The organism is Mesorhizobium sp. RIZ17 (assembly GCF_051127865.1).
Classification (GTDB): domain Bacteria; phylum Pseudomonadota; class Alphaproteobacteria; order Rhizobiales; family Rhizobiaceae; genus Mesorhizobium; species Mesorhizobium humile.
The window spans coordinates 3,158,946-3,174,237 of the sequence record NZ_CP147861.1 but is presented as its reverse complement, the minus strand read 5'-3'; the positions used below and the strand labels follow the sequence as shown (position 1 = coordinate 3,174,237).

Here is a 15,292-nt window from a genome sequence, read left to right as displayed (position 1 = left end):
CAGACCCCGGCGTTCACCTTTTAACACGGTTCGAGCGTTCGACGGGAGCGAGCCAGGAGGGGCAACTTGGCGTATTGACCGCTGATTTTTTGCAGGGAGAAGGTGTGTGACATTGAGCTTACCGAATGTGCATCTGAAGAGCACATTAAATGCGGCCGCCGATCCGAATGCGCAGTATGGATCTGCCCAGCCGGAAAGCATGGCTTTTTCGGGAGTACAGAATTTTCGGCGTTTCGCAGATAGGCTGCGTCGATGTCTGCGATAATTCTGACCTATTGGTCTTCGTCGCTTATGCGATGGGGCCTTTTCTCGAGCAGGGACGGCACGTGCGGCCGGAGGGAAGAACTGCTTCGGCTGCGGGCGACATTCTCGACCGACAGATACAGGTCTGGACGGCAGGAAAACGCCGCCGTCAGGAATCGAACTGATGACCGGGTGCCACCATTGGGGGCACCCGGTCATCCTGCGCCCCATCGGCGCCTCCGCGCCCGCTGGTCGTATTTAGCGGAACTTATCACCGGCCTGACCGGTGCCTGTGACCTCACTATCCTGAAAGAGATAATCTATGACAATTTGCCCCGAAACTCGTATGTCCCTCGACCGTTTCTGGTCGACAATCGAAGCTTCCGCCAGCATCGGCAAAGGCCGTCCGTGTGGCCTGTCGCGTCTAGCGCTAACGGACACCGATCGCGAGATGCGCAATCTATTTTGTGACTGGTGCGGGGAGGCGGGGTTGAGCGTCGAAATCGACGAACTCGGCTCGATCTTCGCAAGGCGTAAGGGTACGGACGACGAATTACCGCCGATCTTGATCGGTAGTCATCTCGATACCCAGATCAACGGCGGTCGCTTCGATGGTATTAGCGGTGTGCTTGCAGGTCTTGAGCTTGTGCGCACGCTTAACGATGTTGGGCATGTGACCAAACGGCCCATAATCGTCGTCGATTGGACCAACGAAGAAGGCGCGAGGTTTTCTCCGCCGATGGTGGCCTCCGGCTGTTTTGTGGGGCAATACGAACGCGACTGGGTCTATAACCTGATTGCCGATGACGGCAAACGTTTCGGCGATGAGCTTGAGCGAATTGGCTACAAGGGCGACAAGCCTTGCAAAGTGGGGGACGTCGACGCTTATTTCGAGCTGCACATCGAGCAAGGGCCGATCCTTGATGCTGAGGGGCACGAGGTAGGAGTTGTCACCGGCGCGTACCCGACCCACGGCATGCGTGTGCGCTTCGAAGGGGAAACGGCCCACACCGGCCCGACGCCGATGGACCTACGCCGCAACGCGCTGATCGCTGGGGCTCGGTTTCTGACCGCGGTCGACGACATTGGTTGGGAATTCGCCATCAATGACGGCAAGGCCACGGGTTCAAGCCTCGCCGCGTGGCCGAATAAGCCGGGTATTCTTTCTGATAGGGCCCAGTGCGTCGCGGATGTACGCCACCCCGATCCCGTGACAGCCCGGGTCATGGCCGAAAAGATGCGTCGTGCCGCCAAGGCCAGTGCCGCCATGGCAGGCTGTGTCGTCGTGATTGAGGACGAATGGTTTTGGGGTGGCGACATCTTCGAGGGGAAGCTTATCGACAGCATACGCGACGAGGCAGTTCGTCAGGGCTATAATTGGCGCGATATACGCTCTCAGGCGGGGCATGACTCCTATCACATGGCGATGCATTGCCCCAGCGCCATGATTTTTACACCCTGCAAGGGTGGGGTCACCCACAACAACAATGAATCCTGCGAACCAGCAGATTTCCGCGCAGGCCTCAATATGCTTCTGCACGCCGTCGTAAAACGAGCGGATCGTTGATGCAGCTTTTCTAGCGCACAGACATCGACGCATGGCTGGACTGGCCGGGGCTGATTGAGGAATGCGGGTGAATTTCGTTGCAGCCAGGACGGTTTCGCCGGCGCGTCAGGTGCTTGAGATGGACCTGCCAGATGGCGATTGCCCAGCGCCATATTCTTAGCAGGGCCGCCCATAGTAAGGCGGCTAGCTTTGGCCTAGATATCAATCCACGCCACTTGTGCCATTGCACGGTTTGGCGCATGCTAGGCTGGTCGAAGCGATTTACTACAAAGATGAGGCGAGTCGGTTTGGTATTGGTAGCTTTAAGACACTGGGTGGGGCATATGCAGTCAGCCGCTTACTTTCTCGCGAGATTTGCGCACGCACGGGGCGAGAAAACGTCGATGCCGGGAGCGGCAACATGCTTATAAGGCCATTGCTGCAGTTGAGGCGTAAGCGGTGCGCCAAGGCACCTTCCAATATCGTCTTGTGATGCGTGTAGGTCAGCCGTTAGTCGGCGCGCCGGCGGCGATCACTCCGGGTTGCCATGGCGCGTGACGTAGTGGAGTTCGCGCACTGGGATGACGAGGGCGACTCCACGAAGGCGCGCTCCGCGATAGAGGAAGCGATTGAACGCGCGCCATCGCCTGGTTCCATAGGTGGAGGCCTTCGCGATATCGGCATGGTGCGACTTTGCCCTGGCGCATAAGCTGTCGTCGGAACGCCCGGACGTCGGCGCGCTCTCTTCGAAGCTGCTCATCACGTTCGGCGATGGTGATTCCAGAAACGGCCGCTTCCAGAAGCGCGATCCGGGCGAAGAAATCAGCGGTTGAGGGAGCTTGTTCCGACACCCAAAACCTATGCCCGAAAGACCCTCGTTACGGAAGAAGAGCAACACAAAAAATCAGCCGTCTGGTTGGATTTTGATTCAGTCAATGCCTTGTGTTTCATCCATTTCGTCACTGCCTCGCCAGGAGAGGCTATAGCTTGGCCAGGAGATCTGGGGCGATACTCAAGATTGAGGCAGCGGACCGACCCGCCAGCGTTTACGGAACGGTGGGCGGTCGCACCGCTTCGGCGAACAAGCCGCCGATTGGGACATCATCGATAGACTGCCTCAAAGATATGGCGATGCGCCGCCGGTAAGGCTAAAGTGACCGATGAGCCAGTTTACGGCTTCGCTCTGGTCTCGTTGGATCATGTGAGCTGCTTTAAGCAGGTGGAATTCCGAATTTTCGATCATCTTTGCTAGCCTCCATCCGCGCTGTGGCGCCACGGTGGCGTCATTCGCCGACCAGATAAGCATTGTCTTGCCATAAAGGTGATCGATGCAGGGGAAGATATACTCCTGCTGCAGCTGGATATAACGTCTCATGTCGGTTTCTTCTAGAGGCAGGTGCTTTCGGACCTCCCATTTTCCGCGCGTCGCCGGCCGCCTATAAGCTATTCGTCGATACTCCTCTAGCTCCGCTTCATATGGATCTGCCCCGTGTGCGATTGGGCCTCTCCGCACATACTCCTCTTCACTCGGCATCGGCCCGGTATAGTCATATGCCATGGTGGCTGCATTGAGCCATGCATCGTCACGCCCGTCTCCAAATGGCTCAGGTCCAATTGGCGGCGAAACCGCGCTGGATGTGAGCAGAACGACCTTTGAAACAAGGTCGGGACGGACGATCGCGACCCTCGCAGCGACGAATGATCCTTCTGAATGACCTACTAGCGTGATCTGCTTCAAATCCATTGCCTCGAGGAAAGCAATGACGTGATCTACGCGGCCGAGCCGGTTAATGTATTTCCCAGGGGTCGGGTCATCCGTTCCTCCAAACTGGAGTTGATCAAGCGCGATCACTCTGAATCGATCGGACAGCCCGTGCAGCTGCCAAATCCAGCTTAACCTCGCATCTAAGATTCCACCCGGGGACGCCCCATGGAGAAGCAATAACGGACGACCGGCTCCCGTCTCATAGTAGGTCGACCCGATGCCGCTAATCGAAATGCCACGTTCAGGGATGAGCGTTTTGCCGCCCAGGCGCGGCGACTGCGCTGTGCTGGCAGGACGCGCGCTGGAGCCGACAAGGCGGCTGATGTCATCGAATTCCTGCGACATTGAGAAGCTCCTCGCGTCGGCAATGCGGCCCTTTGTTTTGGCTATCAAACCATGCCCATGTGGCCGATTTGCCGGCGTTGTGACCGTTACAAACGCAGTAAAGCGGCGATTCGTCGCCCGTTTGCGAAACCCCACGACCTCTGGTCGTAGAATCCCTGGTCGCGAAGGCCGAATTAGGAAAGGCGATCACCACGGATTGTCGGAGCTTTTTTTGCCCAGCTTTGGTGCTGGCGATCTTATGGAAGGTCAAAGATGGTCGCCCCGGCGCGTAAAGACAGGTCCTGCACGGGAAGGACGCCGGAGGGGATGCGATAGCGTGTGTTCCTGCTCCCGGACATCGAGCGAGAAGTCGGTGGCGACAGCGGTTTTTTGAGGCCTCCATATCGTTCAGGTGCGAGTTAGCAAGAAGACTGCGAACAGTTTGAGCCTCGCGGCGCGCTGACCCTTGGCGAGAAAGCCATAATGGCGGCTGCGACGAAAGCCGTCAGGACGTGTGCAGGGGACGTGGCGAAGAACTGAAGCACATTGGGCGTCATGATCTTCACTTGTCCGATGAAGATTGTCGTTCAGCGGAACGAGACTTGCAGACTTGCCGTCGGCCAAGGGAAGAAATTGGCAATCGCGGCGCGTTGGATATGCGGCCGAGCGGGCTACCAGCTGCCCCGCCGGCCGCAAGGTGCTTGGTGGTGGACTTTATGGAAGGCTAATGTTTGTATCGGTCATACACTCAAGCGAGAAGAGCTTTTGTAATGCTCATCAGATCAAAGATGGGCACATTGGTCAGCTTTCGAATGTCCGATCGCCACTTTGGCATCGCGACACACTCGATCACGAGTGCTCGAACATTCTTGAGTGACCCATCGCTCAGTTCGCTTTCAAGACGAGTGACAAATTCGTCGCGGAGACTTTTCTCCGTCCAGCCACCGGATTCAAAGCAATCAGGCTCCTCAATAGCTTTCCAGGACGGGAGATCACTGAAGCCAACAATCCGCATGCGCCGAATTCCATCGTGATCACGCAGAAGTGCTTCGACGCACGGCTTTGAAAAGGTGAGCACCCCGATCGGGCCCGATGTTGCCGAGAGCGCCAGATCTAGAAAATCGAGACCACTAAGCAGCACTGGTGTTTCATTACTGCCTCTAAGCAACTTCCAGCCGCACCAGAAGAATCCGCAATTCGCGATTACGAGATCGGCCTCGCCTTCCAAGCGGTGTACGGCTTGAGTGACGCCCTGGACCGCACTGTCCGCCCCGGCCAGCGTCTCTCTCGGCCCGCCGCCGCTTGCGACTGCGTAGACTGTATCGAACGCCCACGATGCGGGGCATTCAATACTGCCAATACAATCTGAGCCAAGGCCGACCCTGTCGGTTGGAGAAAATCGTCCGTAGTCGGCAGTGAGATTGTTGTATTCCATCAAAGCAACGCCAAGAGTCGGGCCGGATCCTTTGGTCATTGCCTATCTCTCCAGTTCAATTCTATAGCTCCTCGTCGATTAGGATCACCATGACGTGATCGCTGGACAGCTCAGATCACGGGTTCAGCCAACACTTTGCAAACGCGAAGCCGTCCATCAAAGCAGTGCGTCGCGCGCTGACATAGCCGCCGATCTAATCGGAGATCGCGTCGATTGACTGGTTGAACATCGGCACGATCACGCCCTCATCGCGAACGATGATGGCCATCTCGCGATAGAGGTCCTTGCGCTTTTCCTGATCGAATTCACCGCGCGCCTCCAAGAGAAGCTTGTCAAACTTTTCGTTGTGGAGTCAGCGTTGGCACCCTTCAGCGTCACGACGACCTAGTCGCACGCCTTTCGCCTTGATGGAGTCAATGCTCGTAAGCACGCCAAGCGCCCCGAGTGTGACTTACCGTCGGAATGGCGCTCGAGCGTCGCCACAACATCTTGCGCTGTCACGATCTTGCCGCTGTGGAACTCAACCCCCTTACGAATCTTCATCGTCCAGGTCTTGCCCTCCTTGGGCGAACCTACTTCCTCGGCGAGGCGGTTTTCAAGTCCGCTGTCGGGCGCTAGCGCCACGAGATACTCGCCCCAGCAGGAGCCGAAGATCGAAACCAACTCCGAGGAGGTCGCCGGATCGAGGATATCGGTCGACCCGCCGCCCGTAAGGCCGCCCTTGATGATGCCGCCGCGGACCGGTCCCTGGGCGCGCGCAGCGCTGGTGAGGATCGAGTTCGCGGACATCGCGGAGACGCCTAGCACCGTCGCATGGCCTAGAAAATCACGTCGGCTCAGGCGGCCCGCAACTACGGGGCGGCTGAGATAGTCGAGTTCTTGCGACATTTGGTTGCTCCTCATTGAGAGGTGTTCCCGAAGGCCGGACGAGGGGGCCCTGTTATCCGTACTCGCATCCATGTGCCGTGTTGCTCGAATTGTCCTCACGTTCGTGCAGGAAATCGGCGTTTGGTTATGGCGCGCGCACAATCCTCGCGAATGACCCTTGATGGTCGGAACACAGGCCCCTTAGAGCACGCTCGAAATGTCCCTAGTACCGGACGTTCCCAGAAGTTGACGCCATCGAGCAACCGAGAAAATGTTCTCCCGCCTTGCAGCCGACGGGCCGATTGATCACTTGAGCACACGAGCGCCCCATTTGACGCGAGTCGCAGATTGCCCCGCTGGGCCGCCGGCGCTTTTTTGCTGAGCGGTTTAGCGACAGTACATGGGTGCTTTGCCGGGAAAGACCGGTCCCCGTAGACTATTGTCACCACTTAGGCTCGCTTCTCGGGTCGACCGGTTGCCACCATTGCCGATCAGCTTCTTGTTCGGGTGAGGAACAATGCCGTTTCGCTTGTTGTGTGCCGCCGGACTCATCCGTCCGCTGATGAACTCGCCGTTGTCGGCATCGACGAATTCGCATACTGGCGGCAGGGTATAGGACGAGTGGCCAACTCCGACAACAGAACATTCGATGGTCGCTCGTATAGGGTTGGTTATTGCGATGTCATTCTCAAGCGCAGCCTCATGCAGGTTACAGGCTCGCAAGAGAATGCCCGTCGGGCTTTCCTCGATCCCTTCAGACAAATCAATGTGTCAGATCCGGCTAGCTGCTCAGTAGCGCCGTGTAACGCCAACATCAGAAATAAAGATCCCTCCGCAGGGCACGCTCTTGGTTTGGCCGGTTTTCATGAGTTAGCGGCATGTTAAAGCCTGGCGCGTTAGCGCGCCGCAAAGTCGAGTGTCGCCTTCCATCAATAGGTCCCGGTGGCGTCCGCATCGGCGAGTTCTACCTCAACGGAACCGCCCGGACAGGTACGCGGCACCGGGGCCGCTATGTCGCGCACGATCCAAGCAGGCGACGCGCAACCGGGGGCGCTAGGCGACGACCGCAAGCCGAGCCTTACAAGAACCCCATCTCGGCTGCTCTCGTCCGGAAGGGAGTCGCCTACCACCACCTCGCGACCGAGTTCGGTGACCTGCCGGACGAGAAAATCACGCGCCCGCGACGGGAAGAAGTACATAGGATGGGAACTCGGGGCTGTGGTGTACAGTGTTGTGGGCGACCACCCATTCCGTTTCATCCCAATTATTACCACCTGTGTTCAGATTGCGGTCGAAGCGAGGAAAGGAGGAACTCGAGATCCCGAGTCGGATACGATGGCCAGGCGGGAACCAGTTGCTGGTGGCGTCCAGGTCTATATCGATTTGATAGATGCACCCGGGCTCCATCATCAGCCGCTTATCGTAACCTTCACGGAACCGAGCGCGCAGTATCCCGTCGACGATGTCAACCGCCCGCCCGTCCGGATGCACGTCAAGGAGCCTGGCCACAAAATCGGTGTCTCGCGCTGAAGAAGAGACGAACAGCACTGCCCTTACAAACCCGGTGACCTCCATGCCCTCCTCGAGGAGCTCCTACGCAAAACAATGGACGTCGTGGCGGAGTTCTACTTCCTGATAGTCCCGTGGACCTAATGTCGTCCCCACTGCGTTCCCACCGTCAGCTCCCAGAGACGGCTCTGGGTTCCCCGGGTCGTAAACAAAGCTGTCAGCGGAGATCGAGGCCTGACGCATTCGGCATTTCGGTCCTCTTGGAAACCAACACCTTCGGATCGCCACATACTCCACTTCGATGAGCAGACGTTCCGTCGAGGATCGAACTGTGCTGACAACCTAGGCTTCCAGACCCACTGAAATGATTGCGAGCTTGCCCTCCTGGATTTGGCCGTGGACAACCGCCGCAGTTGCAAAGCCTCCGTTGAGCTCAATTCCCCGCGCTCTCCATGCGGCGCTCGTTAATTGCGTGTTCCAACCACCCTACCTGCATTTCAGGAACAGAAGACAGCAGGAGGTCGGTATATGCGTCGAACGGTGGTGTGAGCACCTGCGTCTTCGAGCCGTAGCGGACCACCTCTCCGCAATACATAACCGCGATGGAATCCGCGATAGCTTTCACGGTCGCGAGGTCGTGCGTGATGAACAGGTAGGCCACGTCCTCAATCTTCTGTAGGCGAAGCAACAGCTTTAGGATTCCGTCAGCCACGAGCGGGTCGAGAGCGCTTATCACCTCGTCGCAAATCATGAGCTTCGGCTTTGCCGCAAGCGCGCGGGCGATGCATACCCGCTGTTTCTGCCCACCCGAAAGCTCTGCCGGATAGCGGTCGATGAAGCCCTTGCCCATCTCGATTTCATCGAGCAGTTCGGCGACCCTGTCATCGCGCTCCTTTCCTCTCATGCCGAAATAGAATTCGAGCGGCCGGCCGATGATGGTGCGAACCGTCTGGCGCGGGTTCATCGCAACGTCGGCCATCTGATAGATCATCTGCAATTGACGCAGATCGTCCTTGGAGCGGTCGGCGAGCCTGGGCGCAAGCGTGCGTCCGGCGAAGGTGATGCTGCCGGCGATCGGCGGCAGCAGCCCTGTGATGACGCGGGCGAGCGTCGATTTGCCCGAGCCGGATTCCCCGACCACAGCGAACGTCTGGCCAGGGTGAACCTCGACCGAGACGTCCTGCAGAACTTTCACCGAGCCGCCGCCATAGGCGGCATTGACGTTCCTCGCCGACAACAGCGGCTTGGACGTTGGTTCCTTCTCCTCATGCTCGATCGACCGAACCGACACCAGCGCCTTTGTATAGTCCATGCATGGTGCCTCGATGATCTGCCGTGTTGGGCCCTGCTCCACCATCTTGCCATCTCGCAACACCATGATCTCGTCCGAGACCTGGGCCACCACAGCAAGATCGTGGGTAATGTAGAGGGCAGCGACGCCGGTGTCGCGGATTGCGTCCTTGATGGCTGCCAGCACATCAATCTGTGTGGTTACGTCGAGAGCCGTGGTGGGTTCGTCGAATACGATCAGGTCGGGTTCGGAGCAAAGCGCCATCGCAGTCATTACGCGCTGCAACTGGCCGCCGGAGACTTGATGTGGATATCGGCAGCCGATTCTCTTGGGGTCAGGCAAGCGGAGTTTTGCGAACAAGGCCTGCGCGCGCTTCTCTGCCTCCGCTCGGGTCCCAATGCCATGCAGAAGCGCTGCTTCCACGACCTGATCCATGAGGCGATGGGCGGGGTTGAAGGCGGCAGCAGCCGACTGCGCGACATAACAGACTTCGCTCCCGCGCACCCGGCGTAATTCCCGGGCGCCGCCTTTGAGAATATCGCGACCGTTCAGGAACACCTCGCCGCCGGTGATTCGCACTCCGCCGCGGCCATAACCCATTGGGGAAAGACCGACGGTCGACTTTCCGGCGCCGGATTCACCTATCAGACCCAGCACCTTGCCGCGCTTCAATTGCAGCGACACTCCGTCCACAATGGTGACGTCGCGCGGCTTCTCGCCAGGCGAATAGACGGTCGCCTGAACCTTGAGATTTCGGATGTCGAGGAGAACGCCGTTGTCGCGCGGGAGCTTTGAGGGAGCCTTTGCTGTCATTCTCGTCCTCCCTTGAGGCTAGCGGTGCGGGTAAGCACCCAGTCGGCGACCAAGTTAACGGAGATTGACAGCATCGCGATCGCAGCGGCCGGGATGAGGGCGGCAGGTATTCCGAAGACAATGCCGTCCTTATTCTCCTTCACCATCCCACCCCAATCGGCCTCAGGCGGCTGCACACCCAGCCCGAGGAATGAGAGCGCCGAAAGGAACAGCACCGAAAAGATGAAACGCAGGCCAAGTTCCGCCACAAGCGGCGACAGTGCGTTGGGCAGGATCTCGCAGAAGATAATCCAACCGAGACTCTCACCGCGCAACTTGGCTGCTTCGACGAAGTCCATCGCATTGATGTCGACCGCAACGGCGCGCGAGAGGCGGTAGACACGTGTCGAACTCAGAACTCCCATGACGAGAATGAGTGTCACGTTATTCGAGGGCAGCACTGACAGAACGACGAGGCCGAAGATCAGCGTCGGTATTGCCATCAAGAGATCGGCGATACGCGACATCAGGGTGTCGACCAGGCCGCCAACGACCGCCGCCATAAAGCCCAGGATAGCGCCTAACGAGAAGGACAAGGCGGTGGCCAGGGCGGCGATGAAGATAGTGGTACGGGCACCATAGATCATGCGCGAGAGCAGGTCTCGTCCTAGATTGTCGGTCCCAAGCCAATGCGCGGACGACATCTGCTCCCATACGTCGCCCACGATCTCGCCATTGCCCGCAGGAGCAATCCATGGGGCGAAAATCGCACAGATTACTAAAAGCCCCGTCAGGATCAGGCCGAGCCAGGCTCCGTATGGAATGCGTTTGATGTGAAGCATTCTTCTTTCCTACTTCGGATGCCGCAGCCGCGGATTGGCGACGATGGCGGCAACGTCCGCGACGATGTTGAGCCCGATGTAGACCGCAGCGAAGATGAGACCCACTGCTTGAACCACTGGCACGTCGCGCTTGACGACATGGTCGACCAGATACTGCCCCATGCCCGGATAGACGAAGATCACCTCGACCACGACGACGCCGACCACGAGGTAGGCGAGGTTGAGCATGACGACGTTGATGATCGGCGCAATCGCGTTCGGGAGAGCGTGCTTACGAATGACGTCGAAGGCGGAAAGACCCTTAAGCTCAGCGGTCTCGATGTAGGCTGATTGCATCACGTTGAGGATCGCCGCGCGCGTCATACGCATCATGTGGGCGAGCACGACAAACACCAGAGCCGTTGCCGGCAGCACGATGGCCTTCAGCTTCTGCAGAAACGGCATGCCGTCATAGACAGTCGATATCGACGGGAACCACTGCAGCTTCACGGCAAAGAACAAGACAAGCAGATACCCGATGAAGAATTCAGGCAGCGATGTTGAAGCCAGCGCGAAACCGGAAATGGCCTTATCGACAGGGCCATTTCGGTAGCGCACCGCCAACAGCCCGAGGATGATGGCGAGTGGAACCGACACCGCAGCCGCCCAGAAGGCAAGAAACAGCGTGTTCCACAGCCGTGGCACCAGTGTCGTGGTGATTTCCTGCCGCGAGGTGAGCGCGGTACCGAGATCGCCAGTCAAAACCCCACCCAGCCAGTGGAAGTAGCGCACGATGGCGGGATCGTTGAGGCCGAGTTCCCGGCGCAGATTAGCAATCGCCTCTGGCGTGGCCGCCTGTCCGAGAATCGACTGCGCAACATCGCCGGGAAGGATCTGGGTGCCCGCGAAAATCAGCACGGACACGGCGAAGAGGAGGAGAATGCCCAGCGCAATGCGCTGGGCAGTGAGCTTCATAACGGGTGAGTTGACGAGCACTCGTTCAAGCCTCGAGCCAGCATTGCGTCAAGGCGTAGCCGTTCATCAGCGAGTCGACCCGTCCGACGTAGCCGCCAACCTGGTCGGATATCGCGTCGATATACTGGGCAAACATTGGCACAATGACCCCTCCTTCATCGCGAACAACGATGGCCATCTCACGATAGAGATTTTTGCGCTTGTCCTTGTCGAGTTCGCCGAGCGCCTCGGTAAGGAGTTTGTCGAACCTCTCATTGTAGAAGTGCGTGTCGTTCCAGGGCGATGTCGAGCGACAGGTAGTTGAGTACATCCAACCTTGCGTCGCGCGCCCCCTCCAATTGGCGGCGCAGAAGGGCTGCTTGTTCCAAACTCCGGACCAGTAGCCATCTTCTGGCTCTCGTTGTACCTCAATGGCGATGCCAGCCTTGGCCGCGCTCTGCTGGAAGAGCTGCGCGGCGTCGACGGCACCGGCAAAGGCAGCATTAGAGGCCCGAAGGACGATCGGTCCGCTATGGCCCGACTTCTGGTAGTGGAACTTGGCTTTGTCCGGATCGAAGGTGCGCTGCTCGATTCCGTCGGGGAAGAGTGGATACGCACCATTGATCGGAAAATCGTTGCCGACCGTGCCATAGCCGCGCAGGATCTTGTCGACCATCTCCTCTCTGTCCACCGCGAGCTTGAGCGCCATCCTGAGATCGGCACTATCAAATGGCGCCGTGTCGCAGAACGTGTTGAAGACATAGTGGCCGGGACCCGACAGGGTCTCAACTCTCAGGTTAGGCACGCGCTTAATGAGATCGACGACCTTGCTCTCGACCTTGTTGATCATATGCACTTGGCCGCCCTGCAGCGCGGAAACGCGGGCCGTTGTGTCGTTAATGGCGAGGATCTCGACCTGGTCGGCGAAACCCATCTTGTCGGACTGCCAGAAATTTGCGAAGCGCTCGCCGCCGTGGCGCACGCCGGGTTCGTTGACAGCCACCTTATAGGGGCCTGCGCTGATGCCTTCAGCAGGATTGTCCTTGCCACCGTTGGGCTGGATGACGAGATGATAGTCTGCCATGAGAAAGGGCAGTTCGGCGTTCGGCTCCTTGAGGGTGACGATGACATTGCGACCATCGGCCTTGAGGCTCTCGATACCGGCCAAGATGCCTTGCGCACCGGACTTCGATTCCTTGTCGGAATGGCGTTCCAGCGTCGCCACCACATCCTCCGCCGTCACGGTCTTGCCGTTGTGGAATTCGACGTTCTGACGGATTTTGAAGGTCCAGACTTTGGCGTCTTTGGATGAGCCGATTTCCTCGGCAATGCGTGGCTCCAGGCTGCCATCCGAGGTCAGCGCCACCAGAAACTCACCCCAGCATTTGCCGAAGTAGGACATCAACTCTATGAATTTCGCCGGGTCGAGGGTGTCCGTCGCTGCCCCGCCGACGATGCCGGCTTTCAGGATGCCGCCCCTTTTCGGTGTCTGCGCCATTGCGGCGCCGGCAAGAAGAGAATTGGCCAATGCAGCACTGATGCCGAGCGCCGCCGCACGGCCGAGAAATTCACGTCGGCTCAGCCGGCCCGCAGCTAAACCGCGGCTTAGATTGTCGAGTTCCTGCGACATTGATTAGCTCCTCTATGTTTGAATCTGTTCCCTGGTACCGAAGTGCGGCTTTTTGTTTTGGTGATGATACATTTGGGTTTGCGCTGCTTTATGCAAAAACCTTCGGTGTTTCGGTGCGGAAACTGCGTTTTCATGGCGTTGATGCAGAATTGCGGCGCCCAAACCGGATTTGCGATATGGTATCAAGCTAAGGCGACGGTGGATCGTTCGGAGGGTGATTGGCGCTTTAAGCTATTATCCCCTTAGCAAGCGCCGGCTGATGCCATGATGGAGTTCACGTGCTGGCTTGCGGTTCAGGCTACGAGCAGGACTAGTCGGCCTGGGGAGAAGAGCACTGACCGAGGGGGCGTCTTACAAATTCCGTAGCCTCACGCGGTACGACCAGCGGCGTGCCGCATCCCTGATCAACTTACCCAGCAAATTCGCCCGGCCGCCTCGCCGGCGTCGTGCACTGGGATCTGCAGGTGTCCTGCGCGATCGACTGCCCGCGCAGTTTCAACGTTTGTGCAATAGAGGTTGAGACGCTTTTCATTGTCTCAGCGTTGGTTACGGAAACGGGTCACCAGTCTGCTGTTCGATGGGCGAATTCCCCGCAATCCAGGCGACAGTCCCGCCGGGAATTACGACTTGGTTGTAGAGATACCCGAAAATAACACCGGAGGTGCTCGCCTTCAAAGAACTCCGGTCGCCTGACGCAGGATCGAGAATTGTCCCAATCTCTTCGCCGGCCTGCACATGGTCACCCGGTGTCTTCGAAAAAATGACAATCCCAGGGGCATTGGCCCGCACGTAGTCAACGCAGTCGAGCGTCGTGTGGTACGTGACAACTTGCGACGGCGGCTGCGTCGCTCCCTGCAAAAGGCCTACTGCCTCCATGAAGCCAATCAACCCTCGCGCGTCTTCGATCGCAACGTCGTCGCGAAGACCCTTTGACCCGCGATACTCAAGGGTGGCAGCCAAGCACTCGGTTATCGACACGTCCGCAAGAACTTCCTGTGCTGCGCGCCACGGCAGAAGGCATGCTGAAGGGAAATCTGTAAGCTCGGGAACGCCGCCGATAGTGGCCACGCTACCAATGTAGCGAGACAACAGGTCTGCGGCAGAATGGTCGGGATTGGAAACATATGCATAAAGGACCGCTTCGTCGGCGCAGTGAACGTCCAAGACAAAATCTGCGTCGATAGCGAGCGTGAGAAGCACCTGCTTCAGGCTATCGAGTTCGTTTTTTGGAACGAGCGCGGAGACTGCCTTCAGCATCGCACTTTTTACAGCCTCCCCATTCATAGCGAGCCCCTCGCTTCGGAGTGCTGCGAGCTGCGCCCCCATTAGAGGGGTCAAGTCAGGAAAATTGCGGTTGAAATTACCCCCCAGCCCCAAGTCAGATCGGCCAGCATGATACCCCTGGATTCTCTGAGATAAACCGATCGGATTGGCGCATGGGACTATGATGATCTCTCCGTTCGGCTCACCCTCTCTTTCTTGGAGCAGTTTCACAAGATGGCTGAGGATCACCATTCCCGGGAGTTCGTCAGCGTGCAGGCCCGCCTGAAAATATATTTTGGGGCCTGGACGACCAACTCCAAAACGGTGGACGGTAACCTGACGCCGAGTGCCGATCGATGAGGGGACAAGGGGGATATCTTCTACAACAGAATGCATACCGATCTCGTCGTGTTTGGCGGCGAGGGTCATCTAGATAACCCCTGCGCATTAGCTTGCCAGCCCTGGTTCATGCGAGCTCCCGTGGCAAGAATATTTAACAGATGGCCCGCATCTAACTTCTATATTGCACCTGGGTTGAGTCAGCGGCCTGCCGTCTCGACGATAGCCATCTCTTTGCGTCAGTCGCCGGGTGACCTGGTCTTTCAGAGTGCTGGAGGAGCCCTGGAACAGCGGCCCGTCAGATATAGTCGATAACCCGGCTTGGCGTGCGATCAATCACCACGTCGACCTCGCCGAGTATGAGAAGAATTCGCGGGCGGCGGTGTGATATCGAGTGGCGCTACCGCCGGCCTCAGGCCCTAAAATAATGGAGAGGACCTCGGCGCTCTGCTGACGAAGCCGGCCGAGGCGCCGCTGGCTGAAACGTTCGCCTCCAGGCGGATCCGCAACATG

At 58.3% G+C, this 15,292-nt stretch carries 14 protein-coding genes; 3 read left to right on the top strand and 11 right to left on the bottom strand.

The window, feature by feature from the left end; genetic code table 11:
* Positions 1–176 precede the first annotated feature (176 nt).
* The 3 genes from WDX12_RS15235 (at position 177) to WDX12_RS15225 (ending at position 2,622) form a co-directional block, all read left to right on the top strand.
* Positions 177–428 carry a hypothetical protein gene (locus tag WDX12_RS15235; protein WP_434725414.1) on the top strand — a complete coding sequence of 84 codons (252 nt, stop codon included), beginning with the start codon at positions 177–179 and terminating at the stop codon, positions 426–428.
* A gap of 137 nt (positions 429–565) precedes the next feature.
* Complete coding sequence (locus tag WDX12_RS15230) at positions 566–1,810, top strand: Zn-dependent hydrolase (protein WP_434725413.1); 1,245 nt, start codon at positions 566–568, stop codon at positions 1,808–1,810.
* Positions 1,811–2,448: 638 nt separating this feature from the next.
* Positions 2,449–2,622 (top strand): hypothetical protein, encoded by a 174-nt coding sequence (locus tag WDX12_RS15225; RefSeq protein WP_434725412.1) that lies wholly within the window; start codon positions 2,449–2,451, stop codon positions 2,620–2,622.
* A 284-nt stretch (positions 2,623–2,906) separates the two neighbouring features.
* Here the strand turns inward: WDX12_RS15225 and WDX12_RS15220 are convergent, their stop codons facing one another.
* From WDX12_RS15220 to WDX12_RS15170, 11 genes are all read right to left on the bottom strand, one after another.
* On the bottom strand, positions 2,907–3,899 hold the full coding sequence (locus WDX12_RS15220; protein WP_434725411.1) for an alpha/beta fold hydrolase: 993 nt from the start codon (positions 3,897–3,899) through the stop codon (positions 2,907–2,909).
* 727 nt (positions 3,900–4,626) lie between these two features.
* Complete coding sequence (locus WDX12_RS15215; protein ID WP_434725410.1) at positions 4,627–5,352, bottom strand: hypothetical protein; 726 nt, start codon at positions 5,350–5,352, stop codon at positions 4,627–4,629.
* Between the two features lie 154 nt (positions 5,353–5,506).
* Positions 5,507–5,635 carry a hypothetical protein gene (locus WDX12_RS15210; RefSeq protein WP_434725409.1) on the bottom strand — a complete coding sequence of 43 codons (129 nt, stop codon included), beginning with the start codon at positions 5,633–5,635 and terminating at the stop codon, positions 5,507–5,509.
* Between the two features lie 62 nt (positions 5,636–5,697).
* The gene (locus WDX12_RS15205; RefSeq protein WP_434725408.1) at positions 5,698–6,201 is read right to left on the bottom strand and encodes an ABC transporter substrate-binding protein; all 504 of its coding nucleotides are present in this window, start codon (positions 6,199–6,201) and stop codon (positions 5,698–5,700) included.
* Positions 6,202–6,567: 366 nt separating this feature from the next.
* Positions 6,568–6,942, bottom strand: coding sequence for a hypothetical protein (locus tag WDX12_RS15200; protein WP_434725407.1), 375 nt, complete (start codon positions 6,940–6,942; stop codon positions 6,568–6,570).
* Between the two features lie 408 nt (positions 6,943–7,350).
* A complete protein-coding gene (locus tag WDX12_RS15195) occupies positions 7,351–7,755 on the bottom strand; it encodes a CocE/NonD family hydrolase (protein WP_434725406.1) in 405 nt (134 codons plus the stop codon).
* A gap of 367 nt (positions 7,756–8,122) precedes the next feature.
* Entirely contained in the window at positions 8,123–9,793 is a 1,671-nt protein-coding gene (locus WDX12_RS15190; RefSeq protein WP_434725405.1) for an ABC transporter ATP-binding protein, read from the bottom strand.
* Complete coding sequence (locus WDX12_RS15185; RefSeq protein ID WP_434725404.1) at positions 9,790–10,614, bottom strand: ABC transporter permease; 825 nt, start codon at positions 10,612–10,614, stop codon at positions 9,790–9,792. Before WDX12_RS15185 ends, WDX12_RS15190 begins: the two co-directional genes overlap by 4 nt.
* Positions 10,615–10,623: 9 nt before the next feature.
* Complete coding sequence (locus tag WDX12_RS15180) at positions 10,624–11,568, bottom strand: ABC transporter permease (protein ID WP_434725641.1); 945 nt, start codon at positions 11,566–11,568, stop codon at positions 10,624–10,626.
* A gap of 25 nt (positions 11,569–11,593) precedes the next feature.
* Entirely contained in the window at positions 11,594–13,177 is a 1,584-nt protein-coding gene (locus WDX12_RS15175; protein ID WP_434725403.1) for an ABC transporter substrate-binding protein, read from the bottom strand.
* A gap of 546 nt (positions 13,178–13,723) precedes the next feature.
* Positions 13,724–14,869: a M14 family zinc carboxypeptidase gene (locus tag WDX12_RS15170; protein WP_434725402.1), complete on the bottom strand. Its 1,146-nt coding sequence runs from the start codon at positions 14,867–14,869 to the stop codon at positions 13,724–13,726.
* Positions 14,870–15,292: the final 423 nt, after the last annotated feature.

Bases quoted from the DNA above. Each gene is read 5' to 3' on its own strand.
- WDX12_RS15235 (WP_434725414.1), top strand. From the start codon at position 177: ATGGATCTGCCCAGCCGGAAAGCATGGCTTTTTCGGGAGTACAGAATT.
- WDX12_RS15230 (WP_434725413.1), top strand. From the start codon at position 566: ATGACAATTTGCCCCGAAACTCGTATGTCCCTCGACCGTTTCTGGTCG.
- WDX12_RS15220 (WP_434725411.1), bottom strand. From the start codon at position 3,899: ATGTCGCAGGAATTCGATGACATCAGCCGCCTTGTCGGCTCCAGCGCG.
- WDX12_RS15215 (WP_434725410.1), bottom strand. From the start codon at position 5,352: ATGACCAAAGGATCCGGCCCGACTCTTGGCGTTGCTTTGATGGAATAC.
- WDX12_RS15205 (WP_434725408.1), bottom strand. From the start codon at position 6,201: ATGTCGCAAGAACTCGACTATCTCAGCCGCCCCGTAGTTGCGGGCCGC.
- WDX12_RS15195 (WP_434725406.1), bottom strand. From the start codon at position 7,755: ATGGAGGTCACCGGGTTTGTAAGGGCAGTGCTGTTCGTCTCTTCTTCA.
- WDX12_RS15190 (WP_434725405.1), bottom strand. From the start codon at position 9,793: ATGACAGCAAAGGCTCCCTCAAAGCTCCCGCGCGACAACGGCGTTCTC.
- WDX12_RS15185 (WP_434725404.1), bottom strand. From the start codon at position 10,614: ATGCTTCACATCAAACGCATTCCATACGGAGCCTGGCTCGGCCTGATC.
- WDX12_RS15180 (WP_434725641.1), bottom strand. From the start codon at position 11,568: ATGAAGCTCACTGCCCAGCGCATTGCGCTGGGCATTCTCCTCCTCTTC.
- WDX12_RS15175 (WP_434725403.1), bottom strand. From the start codon at position 13,177: ATGTCGCAGGAACTCGACAATCTAAGCCGCGGTTTAGCTGCGGGCCGG.
- WDX12_RS15170 (WP_434725402.1), bottom strand. From the start codon at position 14,869: ATGACCCTCGCCGCCAAACACGACGAGATCGGTATGCATTCTGTTGTA.